The sequence below is a fragment of the Streptomyces sp. ST2-7A genome (assembly GCF_021390475.1).
Classification (GTDB): Bacteria; Actinomycetota; Actinomycetes; order Streptomycetales; family Streptomycetaceae; genus Streptomyces.
The window spans coordinates 11728-27019 of record NZ_JAJUWS010000019.1 but is presented as its reverse complement, the minus strand read 5'-3'; the positions used below and the strand labels follow the sequence as shown (position 1 = coordinate 27019).

The 15292-nt window shown below is 72.0% G+C and carries 18 protein-coding genes; 2 read left to right on the top strand and 16 right to left on the bottom strand.

What is annotated here, in order from left to right:
- Positions 1-6 precede the first annotated feature (6 nt).
- The 11 genes from LZF96_RS13420 to LZF96_RS13370 all read right to left on the bottom strand — a co-directional run bounded on the left by LZF96_RS13420 (position 7) and on the right by LZF96_RS13370 (position 9794).
- Positions 7-1485, bottom strand: a complete 1479-nt coding sequence (locus tag LZF96_RS13420) for a UbiD family decarboxylase (RefSeq protein ID WP_233870870.1) — start codon at positions 1483-1485, stop codon at positions 7-9.
- A complete protein-coding gene (locus tag LZF96_RS13415; protein WP_233870867.1) occupies positions 1482-2189 on the bottom strand; it encodes an indole-3-glycerol-phosphate synthase in 708 nt (235 codons plus the stop codon). The genes LZF96_RS13420 and LZF96_RS13415 overlap by 4 nt, the downstream gene beginning before the upstream one ends.
- Positions 2186-2875 (bottom strand): N-(5'-phosphoribosyl)anthranilate isomerase, encoded by a 690-nt coding sequence (locus LZF96_RS13410; RefSeq protein ID WP_233870864.1) that lies wholly within the window; start codon positions 2873-2875, stop codon positions 2186-2188. The genes LZF96_RS13415 and LZF96_RS13410 overlap by 4 nt, the downstream gene beginning before the upstream one ends.
- Positions 2872-3540, bottom strand: a complete 669-nt coding sequence (locus LZF96_RS13405; protein WP_233870861.1) for a transglutaminase family protein — start codon at positions 3538-3540, stop codon at positions 2872-2874. The genes LZF96_RS13410 and LZF96_RS13405 overlap by 4 nt, the downstream gene beginning before the upstream one ends.
- 174 nt (positions 3541-3714) lie before the next feature.
- Entirely contained in the window at positions 3715-4851 is a 1137-nt protein-coding gene (locus LZF96_RS13400; RefSeq protein ID WP_233870857.1) for an acyl-CoA dehydrogenase family protein, read from the bottom strand.
- 3 nt (positions 4852-4854) lie between these two features.
- On the bottom strand, positions 4855-5229 hold the full coding sequence (locus LZF96_RS13395) for an ectoine synthase (protein WP_233870854.1): 375 nt from the start codon (positions 5227-5229) through the stop codon (positions 4855-4857).
- Positions 5230-5270: 41 nt separating this feature from the next.
- Positions 5271-6125, bottom strand: coding sequence for a tryptophan synthase subunit alpha (gene trpA, locus LZF96_RS13390; RefSeq protein WP_233870851.1), 855 nt, complete (start codon positions 6123-6125; stop codon positions 5271-5273).
- Complete coding sequence (locus tag LZF96_RS13385) at positions 6118-7158, bottom strand: hypothetical protein (protein ID WP_233870848.1); 1041 nt, start codon at positions 7156-7158, stop codon at positions 6118-6120. Before LZF96_RS13385 ends, trpA begins: the two co-directional genes overlap by 8 nt.
- Before the next feature lie 2 nt (positions 7159-7160).
- A complete protein-coding gene (locus LZF96_RS13380) occupies positions 7161-7424 on the bottom strand; it encodes a phosphopantetheine-binding protein (RefSeq protein WP_233870845.1) in 264 nt (87 codons plus the stop codon).
- 90 nt (positions 7425-7514) lie between these two features.
- Positions 7515-8987: an AMP-binding protein gene (locus tag LZF96_RS13375; protein ID WP_233870842.1), complete on the bottom strand. Its 1473-nt coding sequence runs from the start codon at positions 8985-8987 to the stop codon at positions 7515-7517.
- A 30-nt stretch (positions 8988-9017) separates the two neighbouring features.
- On the bottom strand, positions 9018-9794 hold the full coding sequence (locus LZF96_RS13370) for a cyclase family protein (protein WP_233870839.1): 777 nt from the start codon (positions 9792-9794) through the stop codon (positions 9018-9020).
- 196 nt (positions 9795-9990) lie between these two features.
- On the opposite strand from LZF96_RS13370, the gene LZF96_RS13365 reads away from it, so the two are divergent.
- Complete coding sequence (locus LZF96_RS13365; RefSeq protein ID WP_233870835.1) at positions 9991-10431, top strand: pyridoxamine 5'-phosphate oxidase family protein; 441 nt, start codon at positions 9991-9993, stop codon at positions 10429-10431.
- 118 nt (positions 10432-10549) lie between these two features.
- On the opposite strand, the gene LZF96_RS13360 is transcribed toward LZF96_RS13365, so the two are convergent.
- The gene (locus LZF96_RS13360; RefSeq protein WP_233870832.1) at positions 10550-10984 is read right to left on the bottom strand and encodes an ester cyclase; all 435 of its coding nucleotides are present in this window, start codon (positions 10982-10984) and stop codon (positions 10550-10552) included.
- A 202-nt stretch (positions 10985-11186) separates the two neighbouring features.
- Between LZF96_RS13360 and LZF96_RS13355 the strand changes: the two genes are divergently transcribed.
- Complete coding sequence (locus LZF96_RS13355; RefSeq protein ID WP_233870829.1) at positions 11187-12047, top strand: methyltransferase domain-containing protein; 861 nt, start codon at positions 11187-11189, stop codon at positions 12045-12047.
- 64 nt (positions 12048-12111) lie between these two features.
- On the opposite strand, the gene LZF96_RS13350 is transcribed toward LZF96_RS13355, so the two are convergent.
- From LZF96_RS13350 to LZF96_RS13335, 4 genes are read right to left on the bottom strand one after another with little or no spacing between them, the layout of a single operon-like run.
- Positions 12112-12372 carry an acyl carrier protein gene (locus tag LZF96_RS13350; protein WP_233870827.1) on the bottom strand — a complete coding sequence of 87 codons (261 nt, stop codon included), beginning with the start codon at positions 12370-12372 and terminating at the stop codon, positions 12112-12114.
- A complete protein-coding gene (locus LZF96_RS13345; RefSeq protein ID WP_233870824.1) occupies positions 12369-13625 on the bottom strand; it encodes a ketosynthase chain-length factor in 1257 nt (418 codons plus the stop codon). The genes LZF96_RS13350 and LZF96_RS13345 overlap by 4 nt, the downstream gene beginning before the upstream one ends.
- Positions 13622-14890, bottom strand: coding sequence for a beta-ketoacyl synthase (locus LZF96_RS13340; RefSeq protein WP_233870821.1), 1269 nt, complete (start codon positions 14888-14890; stop codon positions 13622-13624). The genes LZF96_RS13345 and LZF96_RS13340 overlap by 4 nt, the downstream gene beginning before the upstream one ends.
- Entirely contained in the window at positions 14887-15213 is a 327-nt protein-coding gene (locus LZF96_RS13335; RefSeq protein ID WP_233870818.1) for an antibiotic biosynthesis monooxygenase, read from the bottom strand. Before LZF96_RS13335 ends, LZF96_RS13340 begins: the two co-directional genes overlap by 4 nt.
- Positions 15214-15292: the final 79 nt, after the last annotated feature.

The window sequence follows — 15292 nt, the reverse complement described above, 5'->3', positions numbered from 1 at the left end:
GCCATACTACGGGTCCCCAGCCGATCGGACCTCGGAGGAAGCGGGGTTCCCGGGAAGGGTGGGAAAACTGCGCCGGACCCGTCCGCGCAACCGGTACGGGACGGTGGCGTCGATCCAGGTACGGCCGATGCCACCGGGCCCGCGCTCGGCCGCCCACTCCGGCCCCTGCGAGGGGTCCATGGACAGCGGGGCACTGCCGGTCCCGGTCACCGCGTCGGTGCCCAGGTTGGCCCGGGTGGTGACCGCCCACAACACGTCCTCCGCGACGGCCGGATCCACGTCCTCGTCCACGAAGACGATGAGCTTGGCGAACGGGTGGGCGGCGAAGATCCGCCGGGCCAGCGGGCCGAGCCGCCCGTCGCAGGCCGGGCCGTGCTTGCGCACGGACACCATCAGCAGCAACATGCCGCCGCCCGCCGGGGAGAAGTGCAGATCCCGGATCAAGGGCTCACCGGGCTCGCCCAGGGCCACCGAGAGCGCCCCGGCCAGCCCGAGGATCACGGACTGCTCGCGGCCGGGGCCGATCACCGAGTGGAGGAATGGGTCGGGGCGGGTGGTGATCGCAGTCACGGTGATCACCGGCAGCCCGGCCCGGGCGGCACCGTCGTAGCCGAGGAACTCGGGCAGCGAAACGTCCGGTGGGCCGGCCGAGCTCTCGTCGGCCGTACTGCCGTCGAGGTAGCCCTCCACCACGATCTCGCTGTCGGCGAGCACCCGGACGGGTTGGCTGACCGCCCCCGCCACCGCCAGCGGGGCCCCCGCGAGGGCCCCGGCGACCGCGAGTTTGTCGGTACCGGACGGCAGGAAGCGGGTACCGAGCGCGGAGGCGATCATCGCGGACGGCGGGACGCCCAGACCGACGGTGACCGGCAGCCGCCGGCCGGCCGCGAGAGCCGCGGAGAGAAGCTCGCCGAGCCGCCGGCCCGGCGCCATCGACAAGGTCAGCCGTCGGTCGTCCAGGATCAGCATACGGTGCACGGACAGGGCGCAGTCCCCGTCGGGCGCCGTGCCCTCGGCCAACACCAACCCGGTGGTGAGGAACGACCCGGCGTCGCGCGGGGTGATCCGCCCGACGGGCAGGGAGCCCAGTCCCTCGCGGCCGATGTCGACCCGGGCGCATTCCGGGTCCCGGACCGTCACCGGGGGCAGGGCTGCGGCCGTCAGCCGGGCGGCGGCGGCCGGGGTGGCGCGCTCCGGCAGCCCGGGCAGCCAGTCGCGGACGCGCCGCTCATCGCCGTACAGCCCGAACACCACCGGATACCGGTGCCCGAGCACCCGCCGGAAGACCATAACGTCCTCCGCCCGGTCCCGGGACGTGGCCGGTACGCCGCCGCAGCGGGCGGCGAAGATCCCGGCCGGCCCTTCGGCCGGGACCGGTTCGGCGACCTCCCGCACCCGCCGCGGGTCGCGGGCGCGGAGGCCGGCGAGCGCCGCCCGCAGGGAGAGGGCCGTCCGCTCCGGGGCGCTCCCGGGCACGCCGCTCACGGCCGCGCCGCCGGGGTGCGCAGCAGCCGGTCGAGTTCGGCCGCCCACTCCTCCGGGCTGCCCGCACGCAGCAGGCCGGTGCCGACCAGCAGTCCGGCGAAGCCGGCCCGCAGCAGCCCGGCGCCCTGTTCGGGGGTCGTGATGCCGCTGGCGCTGACCGGGCAGGGCGTACCGGTGGCCCGCACCGCGGGCAGCAGGGCCGGGCCGCGGTTCAGGTCCCCGGGCCCGCGCTCGCGGGTGCCGATGTCCTTGTTGGCCACCGCGACCACCGCGCGGTCGCCGAAGGGTACCCGCTCCGCCTCGGCCTCGTCGGTCACCTCCACGAAAGGTGTCAGTCCCAGCCGCAGGCACTCCTCGGTCAGCCGATGCAGGCTTTCCCGGGGGAGCAGTCCGGCAGTGAGCAGAACCGCCGAGGCACCCAGCTCCCGGCTGCGGAGCAACTGGGAGCGCCGGGTGATGAAGTCCTTGCGCAGCAGCGGCAGTCGGGTGGTGGCGGCGGCCTCGGCGAGCAACCGCTCGTCCCCGCCGAACCAGGATCCGGTCACCACGGACAGGCAGGGGGCTCCGGCACGCGCGTAGGCGGCCACCAGCTCGGCGACCGTACGGCCGGCCAGCAGCCCGGCCCCGTGGCCGTCGGTGGGTTTGATCTCCATGACGACCGGCAGGCGGGCGTTGAGCAGTGCGTCGGTGAACGGGCTGGTCATGGGGTCCTCTCCGAGGGCTGTCCGGTGCGCCAACCGTGGGCGATCGCCGCGAGCCGGGCGCCGCTCAGTGAACCGGCGGTGTCCCGTGCCGCGGTGTCCACATCGATGCCGAGGAAGCGGGGGTGCTCGGCGACGGCGGCGAAGGCGGGCCGGCTGTCGGCCCGGATGCCGCCGGCCAGCAGGAACGGCCGATTCAGCAGGTCGGCCAGGCGCAGCACGAGCGCGGGGTCGGCGGGCACACCGGTGCTGCCGATGCGACCGTCGGCGGTGGCGCTGTCCAGGACGAAGCAGTCCGTGCCGGCGCGTTCGTACGCGGGGATGAGGGCCTGCTCGGGACACCCGCCGCCGTGCAGGTGCAGCACCTTGAGGACCGTGACGCCGCCGGCCCGGGCGAGGGCGCGCACCAGCGAGGGCGGCTGGTAGCCGTGCAGTTGCACCCGACTGGTGCCGCACGCCCGCAGCATCCGCAGCAGCGGTTCGGCCTCGCGGTGGAGCGTGACCACCACCGGTTCGGTCCCCGTGCGGGCGGTGGCCGCGGCGAGCTGCCGCAGCCGGGCCGGGTCCAGCTCGGCACGGCCGCCGGGGATGCCGTGCCAGAGCCCCACCAGGTCGGCTCCGGCCGCCGCCAGTCCGGTGATCTCCGCTTCGGTGGTGGCTCCGCATGCCTTGAGCAGCGGCGCGGTCATGCCTCGTCCGCCAGGGACCCCTCGGCCAGGACGGGGGTGGCGTCCGAGGCGAACAGTCGGGGGTGGGCGGCGCGCAGCGAGGACAGCACGAAGTCGTAGGGAAGGTCGTCGAAGACGCCGTGCTCGCGCAGGAACTTCATGCGCTGGGCGCCGTCCGGGCCGTAGGGATGGTGGACACTGTCCGCGGTGCCGTCGAAGTGCAGCTCGGGGATGCGGTAGAGCCGGCAGAGGGTCCGGTTGAAGACGGGAGTGGCGCGCAGTCGGCGGCCGTTCAGGTCGAGTTCGGTGACGCAGTGCTGGTGGAAGACATCGCCTCCCAGGAGTTCGCGCAGCCGTGGGGAGGCCAGGTGGTTGCGCACGTCGGCGAGCACCAGTCGGCTGGGCACCCCGATGGCGCGCAGGGCCGCGGCGTACACCAGGGACTTGTGCAGGCACATACCGCTGCCGCGGCGCAGCACCTGACTGGCGCGCAGGCCGGTGCGGGACAGGTCGGCGCCGTAGACCTCGTAGCGGATGCCGTCCCGGACGGCGTAGTAGAGCCGGACCGCGCGTTCGGCGAGGGTCGCGCCGTCCGCCGGGGATGCCTTGGCGACCAGGGCGCGGACCTCGGGTGTGCCGTGGTCGAGGAACTCCGTCTCGGCCAGCTGTGCCGGGGACACCAACATGGTGTGCTCCTCATCGGTTCGGGGAGTCGGCCGCCCGGCGGACTCCCGGTGGTGGCCGCCGGCAGGTGGGCACTCGGTGTTCCCGGACGCCGGGTCCTGACGAAAGGCCGTGCCCCCGCGGGTCGGGTCGGGAGGGTTGATCGCAGGTGGGATGTCCTTCGGTGGCACGCCGGCTCACAACCCGAGCATCGTGGCGATGCGGTTGCGCTGGATCTCCGAGGTCCCGGAGTAGATGGTCCCGGCGACCGCGTTGCGCAGGTCCTGCTCGACGCCGTACTCGGCGGTGTAGCCGTTGCCGCCGAAGAGCTGGACGGCGGCGAGGGCGGAGGACAGGTTGTGCTCGCTGACGAGCAGTTTGGTGATGGCGATGTCGGTGGTGACGTTCTCGCCCGCGGCGAAGTCCCGGGCGGTGTCGAAGAGCCACTTGCGGGCGGTGCGCAACCCCGTCTCCATCTCGACGATCCGGTGGGAGACGGCCTGGAAGGAGCCGATGGGCCGGCCGAACTGCCGGCGGTTCCGCGCGTGCTCCAGGCAGCGGTCCTGCCGGTGCCGCATCTCGCCGGCGGTGATGGCGAAGGAGCAGAGGATCTCCCACTTCATGATGTGGTCCAGGACCAGGAAGCCGCCGCCGGGTCGGCCGATGACATGATCGGCCGGGATCCGGCAGTCGTCGAGGAAGAGTTCGCACATCGGGGAGGTGCGCAGTCCCATCTTGGCGATGGGGGCGCCCCGGTCGAGACCGGGGGTGTCTCCCTCCACCAGGAAGGCGGTGATGCCCAGGGGTCCGCCCTCGGGGGCGGTCCTGGCGTAGACGACGAACAATCCGGCCACCGGGCCGTTGGTCACGAAGGATTTGCTGCCGGTGAGTACGTAGTGGTCACCGTCGCGCCGGGCCGTGGTGCGCATGGCCAGGGCGTCGGAGCCGGCCTCCGTCTCGCTGATCGCGTGGGCGCCGATCCGGGTACCGGAGCAGATCCCCGGCAGCCAGCGCTCGCGCAACGGCTGGGGTGCGAAGCGCTGGAGGGCGATGCCGGTGCTGACCAGATGGGTGGCGGCGGAGAAGGAGAGACCGCCGTCCCGGCAGTACTCGCCGAGCCCTTCCAGGACGTAGAGGGTGGTGGGCAGGTCGAGGCCGAGCCCTCCCCAACGGGGATCGATCGGCAGGCCGAGGATTCCGGTCTCGGCGAGGGTCCGCCAGTGCTCCTCGGGGAACTCGGCGCGTGCGTCGCGCTCGATGTGATCGCCGTTGATCGCATCGAGCCAGGGACGCAGGCCGTCGCGCAGCGCGCGCTGGTCCGCGGTCCAGGTCATGGCCTAGTACCGGGAGAATTCGGCCGAGTCGAGGTCGTGGCGCTCACTGCCGACCAGGGCGGGGGTGAAGACGCACACCAGCCGCAGATCCCGTTCCGGGTCGGCGATGAGGAAGTGGGCGTCGTGCTGGTCCAGGGCGTAGAGAACGCCCGGTTCCACCCGGTGGGCGGTACCGACCCGGTCGATGACGGTGCCCCGTCCCTCGATGCAGTAGCACGCCTCCAGGTGGCGGTGGTACTCCAGCCGGGACTTGGTCCCGGCCCGGACGGTTGTGTCGGTGATGCTGTAGCCCATGCCATCGGACTCCAGCAGGAACCTCCTGCTGAGCCCGTTGCCCCAGTCCACGGTGAGCACTTCCGACAGTCGGCGAATGATCATGTCCTCGCTCCTGTTCTCATTGGTCCGTTCTCTACCGGCCATCAGCCGTCGCCGCGGAGTCCGGTGAGGAATCCGGCGAGCGCGGCCACGGGGTCGCCGCCGTCGTCCAGGGCCCCTTCCACAGCCGTGACCGCGGCGGTGCCGACGACCGCGGCGTCCGCGCCGAGGCGGGCGACGGCGACCAGGTCGGCGTGCGTGCGCACGCCGAAGCCCACCGCCACGGGTGCGGTGGCCGTTTTTTTCAGCCCGCTCACCACCGGGGCGAGCCGTTGGTAGCCGCCGGTCGGGCGGTTACCGCTGCGGCCCCGGACTGCGACCAGATACACATAGGCGGTGGCGTCCTCCGCGGCGGCCCGCAGCACTTCCGCGGAAGACCGGGCGTAGGCAGTGGTCACGACGGGAAGCCCGGCCCGGCCGGCGGTCCGCAGATGCTCCGCGCGCAGCCGGGGCGGCAGTCCGTGCAGCAGGATGCCGTCCGCTCCGACCGCCACGGTGTCGCGGGCGAGCCGGGCCGGCCCCTCGCGGCCCAGCGGACGCACCGTGTGGGCCCAGTCGGCGAGCAGTGCGATGCGCAGCCGTCGCAGCCGGGGCCGGGCCTCGGCGACGGCCGCCAGAACGGCGTCCAGTCCGGTGCCGGCGGCTAGTGCACGGGCGGCCGAGCGCCGCACCGCCGGGCCGTCGGTGATGGAGTCCGGGAAGGGGACCGCGAGTTCCAGGCACTCCACGCCGAGCTCGTCGAGCATGGCCGTCAGCTCACCGAAAGTGGACAGTGGCGGGTCCCCGGCGTTGAGGAAGACGGCGAGACCGGGACGGTCGTGGCCGCCTTCGCCGTCCAGCCCGGCGAAGAACGGGCTCGGTCGGGACCGGGTGGTGGGCGGGGTGGCGGGCTCAGCCACGGGCGTTCACTCCCGCTGGGCTGCGCCGCGCCCCGGCCGCCAGCCGCTCGACGAGGGCCAGGGCCGATCCGTCGGCCATCGCCTCGTAGGCGGCGGCCATCGCGGGCGGCCAGTCGCGCATGGTGCCGCCGAGGACCGCCAGGGCCGCGGCGTTGAGGCAGACGGTGCGAGTGGCTCCGGGACCGCCCCTTCCGGCGAGAATGCCGAGGAAGTGCGGAACGATCCGGTCGTGGTCGGGCTCGGGGCGCAGTTCCGCCAGTGGTCCGCTCAGGCCGAAGGCGCCGGTGCGCAGCCGACGCGGCAACCCGCCGTCCGGCGGGTGGAGGGTGTTCTCTCCGGCGGCCAGCAGCTCGTCGGCGCCGTGTTCGTTGACGCACAGCCACAGCCGGCCGGGCCGGTGCCGGGCCAGCCCTCGCAGGAGCGGCACCATGGTGTGGTCGGCGACGCCGGTCAGCTGGGTGTCGACCCTCACCCTGGGCAGCAGGGGCCCCAGGGCGTTCGCGAAGCTCCCGAGCACTCGCATCGGCAGGGGGTGGATCAGGCGGGCCAGCCGGGACAGCTCCGGCGGGTAGACGAAAGGGCCGGCGAAGGCGATGCCGAAGCGGTCCAGCGTCCGGGCCGTCTCCTCGGCGGAGGAGGTCAGCCGCACCCCGAGCCGGTTGAGCAGATCGACCGAGCCGTTCCGGCTTCGGTACGAACGGGAGCCGGTCTTGACCACCCGCACGCCGATGGCCGCCGCCACGAAGGCCGCGGCGGTGGAGATGTTGAAGGTCTGCGGGCCGCCACCGGTGCCGACGATGTTGACCGCTCCCGGGTACTGCGGCCAGTGCGCCACCGGGTCCCGCTCGGCGAGGGAGCGCAGCAGGCTGTGCAGGCTCTGCTCCCCGGGGAGCCGGGTGGAGAGGGAGGCCAGGACGGCTGCGGCTTCGGCGCGCTCCAGTGTTCCGGCCTCCAGGCTTTCCCAGAACGCGTGCCAGACGGCGACCGGGACGGGGGCGCGGGCGCCGACGAGAGTGTCGAGGAGGGCGGGCACGGTCAGTTCGTCTCCAGGTCGCGGGCGGCGGCGTGCCGCACGAAGGCGTCGATGGCGCGCACCGTGCGGAAGCTCTCCGGGTCGAGTTCCAGCTCGTCGGCGACGAGGTCGAAGCGGTGCTCCAGCCAGGCAATGATCTTCAGCAGGCCGAGGCTGTCCACGACTCCGCCGGCCGTCAGGTCGTAGTCCGGGTCGAGGTCCGCCGGTTCCGTGTCGGGAAGAAACTCGTCGACGAGAAAACGCTTGATGAGCTGTTCGTGCCGCATGGACGGCTCCTGTTCGGTCGGGCTGACGGGCAAGTGGACCGACGGACGGACCGGAGGGTGGGCCGGCGAACGGTCCGGAGGGTTGAACGGTCATGAGGGCCTGCCGAGCAGTTTCCGGTCGACCTTGCCGGTGGAGGTGCGGGGCAGCGGATCGTCCACCAGCCGCCACCGGCCGGGGATCGAGGCGGGTACCAGCGAGCGGGCGCAATGGGTACGCAGCAGTAGGGAGTTGGGCCGACAGCCCGGCCGGGGCCGGACCACGGCCAGTAGCACGTGCCCCGCAATCGGGTCGGGGACGGCGAGTACCGCGGCTTCCCCAACCTCCGGGTGGTCGAGCAACACCCGTTCCACCGTCTGCGGATCGACCCGGGTGCCGCGCACCTTCACCTGGAAGTCGTCCCGGCCGCGCAGCCGGAGGACCCCCCGCTCGTCGCGCTCCACCAGATCACCCGTCCGGTACCAGCGACGCCGGTCGGCGCCGAAGGGGTGCGGGCCGAAGCGGGCGGCGTCGTGGGCGGTGGCGCCGAGGTAACCCTCGCTCTGGAAAGGGGTCGAGACGTAGAGTTCGCCGCTGCCGGGGCCGCTCAGCGGCCTCCCGTCCGGGGTGCGGATCAGCACCCGAACCCCGGGCAGCGGGGTGCCCAGGGGAACTGGCTCGTCCGGCGGGTCGGCCGGGTCGATCTCGTGGAGCAGACTGTCGTTGGTCTCGGTGCAGCCGTAGACGTTGTGGAGCCGGGCCGCCGGGAAGAGCCGGGGCAGCGCGGCCAGGTCACGCGGTGGGATGGCCTCTCCCGTCACGATGACGTGCCGGACTCCGGGGAAGCGGGCACCGCCGGCGGCCTCCAGCAACAACCGGTGGAACATCGGCACCGCCTGCACGAGGTGAACCTCCTCCCGGCCCAGCAGCCCGGCCAGATGGCGGCCGTCGGCGGCGTGGACGGAGTCGCACAGCACCACCCGGCCGCCACGGCCCAGGGTGGTCCAGACATCCAGCAGGGAGAGGTCGAAGTTGAGCGGGGCGTGGCTGAGCACCCCGGTGCCCGGACCGATGCCGAAGCGCGCCGCGGCCCAGTCGCCGAAGCGGCCCATGGCGTCCCCGCTCAGCGGTACCGTCTTGGGGGTGCCGGTGGAGCCGGAAGTGGTGAGCAGCACGGCGGTGCCGGGCGGGGGCTTCACGGCCGGTGGTGCGGCTCGGCCGCCGGGACCGTCCACCGTCCGCGGGGTGAGCAGGTAACGGCATCCGGAGTTCTCCCGGAGTCGGCGCAGCCCGGCCGGCGGCAGACCGGCCGGCGGCAGTAGGACGGGGCGTCCGGAGAGCAGGCAGGCGAGCACCAGGGCGAGGGTTCCGGGCGTGGAGACGGCGGGCACCGCGACGGCCTCCCCCGGGTGCAGGGGGAGCCGTTCCAGCCGGGCACGGTGCTCATCGGCCCGAGTGAGCAGCTCGCCGTAGCAGGTGGTGCGGTCGCGGTACCGCACGGCAGCGGCATCCGGTGTGCGGGCGGCGTGCTCCGCGAAGGCCCGCACCGGCCGGGCCGCACGCGGTTCGGTCGACTGCTCGGTCATCGTTCTCCTCGGGGGCGGCGGAGGCTCTCGTCAGTCCTCGAAAAGGGCGACGGCGCGGGTCCAGCCCGCTCCGGCCCCCGTGATCCGCACGGGCAGGCACATCACCCGGAAGCCGTGGGGTGGCAGCGTGTCCAGTTGGGCCAGCCGTTCCACCTGGCAGTACTCGCGGTCCCGGCCCACGAAGTGGGCGGGCCACAGCAGGGACCGGTCCCCCGTCGCCCGGTAACGGTCGATGATGTGGCCGAAGGGGGCGTCCAGGCTGAAGGCGTCGGTGCCGATTACCCGGACGCCGAGGTCCAGCAGCCGCCGGACCGCCGGACCGTCGAGGCCGGTGAACTCCGTGAAGTACTCCGGCGTGCCGGCGTGCCGGTCGGCGCCGGTGTGCAGCAGCACGATGTCGCCGGGGCCGGGCGTGCGTCCGATCCGGGCGAACTCCTTCTCCAGACGGTCGACCCCGGCCGCGCCGGTCGGCTCGGCGGTGAGGTCGAGCACCAGGCCGGGGCCGATGAACCATTCGAGCGGCAGTTCATCGATGTGGCGCGGCCCGCCGTCCCGGTAGCCGGCGCGGGAGCCGTAGTGGGATGGTGCGTCCACGTGCGTCCCGGTGTGGCTGGTCAGCGTGAGCCGGTCCAGCGACAGGAACTCCCCGTCCGGCAGTGCCTCGATATCGAAGTCGATGCCGAAGTGCTCGCGCATCTCGTCCCGCATGTGCAGGGCGCCCTGCCGGGGTGTCAGGATCTCATGGACGACCGGATCGGGTTCATAGCCGGCCGCGTCCACGGGCGAGGACAGATCGACGACTCGCACAGTCACCTCCTGGAAACGATGTCCCCCAGGTTTGTCGGGCGCGCTCGAAAACCGATGGAATTACGGCTGGATCGGAAGGGAGCACCGGCACGACCCGGAACGCTCTGCCGAAAGCCGTCGCATTTGTGTCTTGCGCTGCCGACGTGCTGGATGCAGGATGGATCGCCACAACTTATTCCATGACGAAAGGCAGGACATGAAAGAGGAGATCAGCGAAGCCAATCTGAAGTTCTTCCAGGAGGTTATGCCGGTCATCGTGGGCACCAAACGCCGCAGTGGCATAGTCAAGATGGACCCGGCGTGGTTCGAGTTCCGCGAGGGGTACTTCTGGCTGAACAGCTTCCGCGGTTCGCGGTGGCTGGAGCACCTGGAACGGGAGGGCCGGGCCTCCCTGCTGCTGATCGACCCGAAGGACATGACGCGGGTGGTGCACATCGAATCCACCCTGGTGCGGGCCGACGAGGAGGGCGCGGACGAGCATCTCGCCCGGCTCAACGACCGCTACCAGATGCCGGAGCACGATGAGCTGGAGCTGGAGCCGCAGACCCGGGTCACCATCCAGCTCGAGCCGCAGAACATCCGCAGCACGCTCGACTGGCTCAACCAGTGTGCCGCCGAGGTGGACGTCAGCCAGTAGGGTGCGCGGCCGGGGCGGCGGGTGGGCCGCCCCGGCAGGAGGCACCGGAGGAACGCGGAGGAAGGGGCCCTCCCCGCGGGGAGGGCCCCTTCCTCATGGCGCGGCCGGGACCCACCGGTCACGGGCGCCAGCCGGCGGGCTCCGGCCACGGCTCGTCCAGCTGGCGGTAGGTGCCCAGGTAGTCGGGCCAGTCGCGGTGGTCGCGGATCTTCCCGTCCACGAGCCGGATGAGGTGGATCTGCTCACCGGAGAACTTCCGCCCCGTGGGGGCCATACCCACCAGATTGCCGACGTGGCGGCCGTAGAGTACCAGGTGGGCCCGTACCCAGTCGCCGCGCTCGGCCAGCTTGATGGTGTCCAGGTGGCACTCTTCGGAGAAGGTCATCTTCAGCCACTTCACCGCCATGGCGAACGCCTCGGGGCCCCGGAGATCCATGTGCTCCAGCGAGGCCGGGTTGAGATATTCCGGATGGATGTACTCGGCGACGTCATCGACCTCACCGGTGTTGTACGCCTTGATCATCCGCTGCACTGCCGCCGTGTTCATGCTCATCGGACCGCCTTCCGTATTGTCGGCGCGTGAATTTTCCTGAATTCTTGTGCAAGTGACCGCCGGGAGGCAAGACCGAATCCGCCCCCGGATCGTCGACTCGACCAGATCTCAAGAATTTTTCGAGCAGGGCTCGACCAGGGCTCCAGTCACCCGTGTGCGTACGATGCGAGAATTCTCGCAAAACGACTCTGCGGGAGGTAATGTGGACACGGCTGCATACAAGGTCGAGGTGGCGAAAGCCTTCAATCGGGCAGCTGCGGACTACGACCGGCTGGGAGTGCGGTTCTTCACCCCCATGGGCCGGCGGCTGGTCGAGCTGGCCGCCCCGGGCCCGGGCCGGCGGGTACTCGACATCGGCTGCGGGCGCGGGGCCAGTCTGTTCCCGGCCGGAGAACTGGTGGGTCCGAAGGGTCGGGTCACCGGCATCGACGTGGCCGAATCGATGATCGAGGAGGTGCGGGCCGAGGCATCCCGGCTGGGCCTGCGACACATCGAGGCGCTGGTCATGGACGGTGAGGACCCGAATCTGCCCGCCCGTTCCTTCGACCGCATCCTCGGCGGCTACAGCATCATCTTCATGCCGGACGCGCCCGCCGCGCTGGGGCGCTACGCCGGACTGCTGGCGGACGGCGGGCGGATCGCCTTCAGCAGCCCGGTCTTCACCTCCGGCACCTTCCCGTTTCTCCCTCCGCTGTTCACCGAGCTGATCCCGGGGGAGCTGCTGCGCTCCCTGCCACCGCAGTGGCAACCGGCGGAGCTGAGCCAGCGCTTCAACAGTTGGTTGGAGCGACCCGAGGACCTGCGGGCCACCATGGAGAAGGCCGGGTTCACCGAGGTGGAGATCATCGACGAGCCGGTGGACATGGTCGCCGCCTCCGGCGAGACCTGGGTGGACTGGTCCCACACCCAGGGGATGCGGCTGCTGTGGCAGCACCTGTCCACCGAGGACGCCGCGGCCCTGCGCACCCGGCTGATCACCGCCCTGGACGAGTTGCGGGACGGTGACGGTCCGCTGTCCATCGAGGTGCCGGTGCGGTACGTGCGGGGCACGGTCCGCCGCTGACGCGCGAGGTGCCGGTGCCCACACACGCTGCGGGCACCGGCACCGGGCCGGAGGGGCGGGACGCTCAGTGGGGCGCCGCGCCGATCGCCTCGTTGGCCAGGGCGATCAGCTCCCGCGGAGTTCTCACCTCCACCACCACGTCATCTCCGAGGGCGGTGCCGTAGGTGCGCTGAATGTGGCTCGCCGTCTCCATCAGCGCGAGCGAGTCGTAGCCCAACTCGGCGAACTCCACGTCGAGAATGTCACCGTCGAGCCCCAGCTCCTCGTCCGCACCCGCGCACTCCAGCAGGATCTTCCGCAGTCCGTCCAGGGTGAGTTCGTTCATCGCCGTTGTCCTTCTGCTTGGGGGGTGGGTACCCCCGCCGATGGGGTGACGACCATCGCCGCGTTGAATCCGCCCTGCCCGCGGGCCAGCACCAGCGCGGCCGGCGCCCGCAGCGGACGGGGAACGAGGACGAGGTCGAGCTCGTGCGCGGGATCGGGCCGGGTCACATGGACCGTCGGCGGGATCGTGCGGTGCCGCAGCGCGAGCAGGGCCGTGGCCAGATCCAGGGCGGCTCCTCCCGCACTCAGGCGCCCGGTCATCGTCTTGGGTGCCGTGACCGGCACCCCGTACGGCCCGAACAACTCCCGCAGGGCGGCCGCCTCGGCGGCGTCCTCCTCCGGACGGCCGTCCGCGTCCGCGAAGACCACGCCGATGTCGCCGGGGTCGCAACCGGCCTCCCGTAGGGCGAGTTCGGCGGCCCGGCGCAACGTACGCGGCCGGCCGGAGTCGGGCCCGGGATCGAAGGTGGCCGCGTAGCCGGTGATCTCCCCGTAACGAGGGGCACCACGGGCCGCCACCGCCTCGGCCGACTCCAGCACCAACAGTGCGCCGCCCTCACCGGGCACCTGGCCGTTGGCCTCCCGATCGAAGGGCAGGTAGGCGCGCCTGGGGTCGTCACGGGTGCTGAGCCGGCCGCCGGCCAGTTGGCCGACCCAGCCCCAGGGGCAGGGCGAGCCGTCGACCGCGCCGACCACCACCCGGGGGATGTCCTGCCGGATGTGCCGGCAGCCCTGACCCACCGCGTCCAGGCCACCCGCCTGCTCGGTGACGAGCACACCGCTGGGACCACGGGTGTTGTGCCGGATGGAGATCTGCCCGGTGTTCACCGCGTAGAACCACGCGAACGATTGGTAGGCGCTCACGTGTCCGGGGCCCTGGCTCCACAGCTTGTGCAGCTCCCGGTGACCGAAGGCGAAGCCGCCCGCGGAACCGGCCGAGACCACCCCCACCGAGAAAGCGTCCTCGGGCCGCTCGGGTCGCTCGGTCCGCGCATCGGCCAGCGCCAGGTCGGAGGCGAGCAGCGCCAGTCGCGTCATGTGGTCGGTCTGCGGGATCAGCCGGCTGGGCAGGTGGTCCCGGGGCTCGAAGCCCGCGATCTCCCCGGCCAGCCGGCTCGGGTACCGCTCCGCGTCGAACCGGGTGATGCGCCCGATGGCGCTGTCCCCGGCCAGGGTCCGCCGCCAGTGTTCGGCGGCGCCCAGGCCGGTGGGCGCCACCACTCCCAGGCCTGTGACGATCACCGCCGCACTCACGCCGCCCCACCTTCCGGCGTGGTCAGCACCATCGCGCTCTGGAAGCCGCCGAAACCGCTGCCCACGCTGAGCACGCTGTCGACCCGATGCTCCCTGGCGACCAGGGGCACATAGTCCAGATCGCACTCCGGATCCGGCTCGTGCAGGTTCGCCGTGGGCGGGACCAGATCGTGCTGCATCGCCAGCAGACAGGCGGCGATCTCCAGGGAGCCAATCGCGCCGAGCGAGTGCCCGATCATCGACTTGATCGAGCTGACCGGCACCCGGTAGGCGTGCTCGCCGAGACTCGTCCGGAACGCGGCCGTCTCGTGCCGGTCGTTCTGCTTGGTGCCCGAACCGTGGGCGTTGACGTAGTCGATGTCCGTGGGCGACCGGCCCGCCTGCTCCAGCGCGGCCCGGATCGCCTCGGCCATCTCCCGTCCGTCGGGCCGCAACCCGGTCATGTGAAAGGCATTGGAGCGGGAGGCGAAGCCGGCGACTTCCGCGTAGACCCGCGTCCCGCGGGCCCGGGCGTGGGACAGCTCCTCCAGCACGAAGACGGCCGCGCCCTCACCGAGCACAAAACCGTTGCGGGAGCGGTCGAAGGGCCGGGAGGCGGTGGACGGTTCGTCATTGCGCGGCGTGGTGGCCTTGATCGCGTCGAAGCAGGCCAGCGTGATCGGCGAGATCGGCGCGTCGGTGGCACCGGCCACCATGACCTCCGCCGAGCCCTCGCGGATCAGCTCGGCCGCCCGACCCACCGCGTCCAGGCCGGAGGTGCAGCCGGTGGACACCAGGGAGACCGGCCCCTCGGCACCCGCCTCCCGAGCCACCTCGGCGGCGATCGAGCTGGGCACCATGTAGTCGAAAAGATGCGGTACCGCGTAGCCGTCGTCGACCAGCCAGTGCCGACCACCGTCGCTCACCACGGCGTACTCGGCCTCCAGGCTCATCGTGCAACCGACCGCGCTGCCGACCACCACGCCCAGCCGGGCCGGATCGAGCTGCGCCACCTCCAGCCCACTGTCCTCCACGCACTCCCTGGCGCACACCACGGCGAACTGGGCGGCCCGGTCCAGGCGTCGGGCCTGCTGCTGGCTCAGCCCTTCGCGCAGCGGGTCGAAGTCGCACTCGGCCGCCACCTGGGAGCGATAGGGCGAGGGGTCGAAGAAGGAGATCTTCCGTGTCGCGGTGCGGCCGGTGGACAGCAGGTCCCACAACGGTTTACGGCCCAGCGCGTCCGGCGCCACCACACCGATCCCGGTGATGGCCACCCGGCGGTTCACCGGCCGCTCCGCTGCCGCGTGCGGTACAGGGCGTTCTCGCTCCTGCTCAGCGCACGCAGCGCCGCGGCGTGCGGGGCGAACCCGTCCTGCCGCAGTGCCGCGCGGAACGACTCCTCGTCGGTCCAGCTCGCGATGTTGATGTACTGGTCCTCCCGGCCGAGCCGGCGGACCAGGGTGTGTTCCAGGAATCCCGGCTGTCGCACCATGAACGCCGAGGTGTCGGCGAAGGCGCGTTCGAACTCCTCGGGCGATCCGTGCACCGTAAAGCGGTTGACGAACGTGATGGTGTTGCACTCCGCCGCGTTGACCTCATCAGACGGCATCCCACCGATCCCCTCACTCCAGCGGTCAGGTCCTCCGGACAGCTCCGGATTCGGTAACCACGGTGCGCCGCTGTCCTCA

What these genes read in the sequence shown, in the direction of transcription:
- LZF96_RS13410 (WP_233870864.1), bottom strand. Translation starts at nt 2,875, where the DNA reads ATGACCGCGCCGCTGCTCAAGGCATGCGGAGCCACCACCGAAGCGGAG.
- LZF96_RS13375 (WP_233870842.1), bottom strand. Translation starts at nt 8,987, where the DNA reads ATGACCGAGCAGTCGACCGAACCGCGTGCGGCCCGGCCGGTGCGGGCC.
- LZF96_RS13380 (WP_233870845.1), bottom strand. Translation starts at nt 7,424, where the DNA reads ATGCGGCACGAACAGCTCATCAAGCGTTTTCTCGTCGACGAGTTTCTT.
- LZF96_RS13360 (WP_233870832.1), bottom strand. Translation starts at nt 10,984, where the DNA reads ATGAGCATGAACACGGCGGCAGTGCAGCGGATGATCAAGGCGTACAAC.
- LZF96_RS13335 (WP_233870818.1), bottom strand. Translation starts at nt 15,213, where the DNA reads ATGCCGTCTGATGAGGTCAACGCGGCGGAGTGCAACACCATCACGTTC.
- LZF96_RS13365 (WP_233870835.1), top strand. Translation starts at nt 9,991, where the DNA reads ATGAAAGAGGAGATCAGCGAAGCCAATCTGAAGTTCTTCCAGGAGGTT.
- LZF96_RS13405 (WP_233870861.1), bottom strand. Translation starts at nt 3,540, where the DNA reads ATGTTGGTGTCCCCGGCACAGCTGGCCGAGACGGAGTTCCTCGACCAC.
- LZF96_RS13350 (WP_233870827.1), bottom strand. Translation starts at nt 12,372, where the DNA reads ATGAACGAACTCACCCTGGACGGACTGCGGAAGATCCTGCTGGAGTGC.
- LZF96_RS13415 (WP_233870867.1), bottom strand. Translation starts at nt 2,189, where the DNA reads ATGACCAGCCCGTTCACCGACGCACTGCTCAACGCCCGCCTGCCGGTC.
- LZF96_RS13395 (WP_233870854.1), bottom strand. Translation starts at nt 5,229, where the DNA reads ATGATCATTCGCCGACTGTCGGAAGTGCTCACCGTGGACTGGGGCAAC.
- LZF96_RS13400 (WP_233870857.1), bottom strand. Translation starts at nt 4,851, where the DNA reads ATGACCTGGACCGCGGACCAGCGCGCGCTGCGCGACGGCCTGCGTCCC.